At 73.2% G+C, this 2,370-nt stretch carries 3 protein-coding genes and 1 tRNA gene; 3 read left to right on the top strand and 1 reads right to left on the bottom strand.

The features are described from left to right. Positions 1-80 precede the first annotated feature (80 nt). Positions 81-156: transfer RNA gene (locus tag A5481_RS31685), tRNA-Asn, on the top strand. A gap of 217 nt (positions 157-373) precedes the next feature. Next, on the top strand, positions 374-550 hold the full coding sequence (locus tag A5481_RS31680; protein ID WP_048431004.1) for a DUF1328 domain-containing protein: 177 nt from the start codon (positions 374-376) through the stop codon (positions 548-550). 89 nt (positions 551-639) lie between these two features. Here the strand turns inward: A5481_RS31680 and A5481_RS31675 are convergent, their stop codons facing one another. Beyond that, positions 640-846 carry a hypothetical protein gene (locus tag A5481_RS31675; protein WP_048434543.1) on the bottom strand — a complete coding sequence of 69 codons (207 nt, stop codon included), beginning with the start codon at positions 844-846 and terminating at the stop codon, positions 640-642. Positions 847-1,408: 562 nt separating this feature from the next. Here A5481_RS31675 and sseA point away from each other — a divergent pair. Continuing rightward, on the top strand, positions 1,409-2,251 hold the full coding sequence (gene sseA / locus A5481_RS31670; protein WP_048434544.1) for a 3-mercaptopyruvate sulfurtransferase: 843 nt from the start codon (positions 1,409-1,411) through the stop codon (positions 2,249-2,251). The last annotated feature ends 119 nt before the right edge of the window (positions 2,252-2,370 follow it).

Here is a 2,370-nt window from a genome sequence, read left to right as displayed (position 1 = left end):
CTCATTCACCCGATTGCCCTGCAAAAACCCGCGACCCCCCTTGCGCCCCCTGCCGGCCTTGGGTAGAGGTCCCGCCGCGATCCCCGATAGCTCAGTTGGTAGAGCAGGCGACTGTTAATCGCCTTGTCGCAGGTTCGAGTCCTGCTCGGGGAGCCACTCCCTTCCGCACAGCGTTGCACGTCCTCTCGCGCCGCCCGACCCGGGCCGGCGCTGTCGTGCCTGGTACAGGCCCTTACGGCCGGCAACCGTCTTTCATCCGAAAAAATCCGCGGAACCTGTCGCCCGGTCCGATGGTTTCTCGTTCAACTTGCTGCAACGCTTCACTGCACGGCGCCGCGAAGCCATCCAGCAGCCTTCGATACGGGAGTTTCCAATGATCGGCTGGGCTATCACCTTCCTCGTCGTCGCCCTCGTCGCGGCTCTGCTGGGCTTCGGCGGCATCGCCGGCACCGCCATGGAGGCGGCCAAGATCGTGTTCTTCGTGGCGATCGTGCTGTTCGCGGTCTCGGCCATCTTCGGCCTGATGCGCGGCCGCTCGCCCCGGATCTGACGCGGGGGCGCGACCGGCGGGCTCGCGCGCGAGCCCGCCTCCCCGATCGAGGCGGCCGAGAGGCCGCCTTTTTCGTGTCCGGTGGAACCTCAGGCCTCGGCGACGCGCCGCAGCCCCTCGGCCGGCGCCGGCCGCGGCCGTGCCCGGCGCGGCACCAGCCGGTGCACCGTCGCCGAAGGCGGCGTGCGGGCGGCGCGCAGGTCGGACAGCAGGATCGCCGCGGCGAGATAGCCGCGGGACGAGACCTCGATCCGGTCGGGCCGGACCGGCCATTCGAAACGGGCCGTGGCGTTCATCGCACCCTCCCTGTCGCGCGCCGTCTCGCGCGCCGGTCGACCGAGGCGGCAGCGCCGCGGCGTCGTCCGGTCGGGCCCGCGTGGCGCGCGGATCCACGCTCGGTCCATCGCCGCGGACGGGCGGGCCAGGCAGCCCTCGGAGTCGTACCGCCTGGCCCGTCGACCACGCCCGGCCGTGCAAGGGAGAGTGGACACGGCGGGTGCAGTACGGGACGTCTCGCAAACGCCGTGCCAAGGGCGGCCGAAGGGCCAAGGGCGGCTACAGAGCCAAGCGCGGCCACAGGGCCGGGCGCGGTGCGACGGACGGGCGGTGACGCGACGGGCATCGGGCGTTCAGGCCTCTCGCGGATCGACGGACACCCCGTTCTAGGCAGGCCGTGCCGGCATCTCGATATCATTCGTTAGCACTTTACCCCCGCGCGACCGCGCCGATCCGCGCCGGAGGATCGGCGCGGCCCCGCGAAACGCCGCTTTCGCGCCCGGACGGGTGGCGGCGACGCCCGGAATTCGGGCAGAATGCACCGGACGGGCGTCGCGACGCCCCTTTCGGAGACAGACAGGCATGTCGATCGGCCCCTTCGTCACGGCGGACTGGCTCGCAGAGCGGCTCTCGGCCCCCGACATCGTCGTGCTCGACGGTTCCTGGTACCTGCCGGCGATGGGCCGGGACGCGGCGGCCGAGTACCGGGCCGGTCACATCCCGGGGGCGATCCGCTTCGACATCGACGCGGTGCGCGACGAGGCCAGCGCCCTGCCCCACATGCTGCCCTCGCCCGAGGCCTTCGCCTCGCGGATGCGCCAGATGGGCATCGGCGACGGCATGACGATCGTGGTCTATGACGGGATGGGGCTGTTCTCCGCCCCGCGGGTGCGCTGGACCCTGAAGGCGTTCGGCGCCCGCGAGGTGGCGGTGCTGGAGGGCGGCCTCCCGGCCTGGGTCGCGGGCGGCCACCCCGTCGAGGAGGGCGAGCCCCGCCCGCGCGACCGGCGCCACTTCACCGCCCGCCTCGACCACTCGGCGGTGGCGAATGTCGGCGACGTGCAGCGGGCGCTCGCCGGCCAGGCCCAGGTGGTCGATGCCCGCTCGGGGGCCCGCTTCGCCGGCGAGGAGGCCGAGCCCCGCCCCGGCGTGCGCCCCGGCCATATGCCCGGCGCCCTGAACCTGCACTACGCCGCGCTCCAGGAGAACGGCCGGCTCAAGGACGCGGCGCGTTTACGCGAGGCGGTGGCCCGGGCCGGCATCGACCTCGACCGCCCGGTCGTCACCACCTGCGGCTCGGGCGTCACCGCGGCGATCGTCGGCATCGCCCTCGAGAGCCTCGGCCGGCCGCCGCGCGCCCTCTACGACGGCTCGTGGTCGGAATGGGGCGGGCGGGAGGATTTGCCGGTGGCGACGGGGCGGTAGAAAGCCTCGTCTCGCCGCCCGCGGCAGGGCTGTCCGGGTCAGAAAATGGCGCAGGTTCCCTCCTCTCCCCGCCCGCGCAGGGCTGTCCGGGGAAAGGAGGGGCGCGGGATCCCCTCTCC

The organism is Methylobacterium platani (assembly GCF_001653715.1).
GTDB classification, from domain to species: Bacteria; Pseudomonadota; Alphaproteobacteria; order Rhizobiales; family Beijerinckiaceae; genus Methylobacterium; species Methylobacterium platani.
Note: the sequence above shows the minus strand (reverse complement) of the source record. Positions and strands in the feature narration are given on the sequence as shown.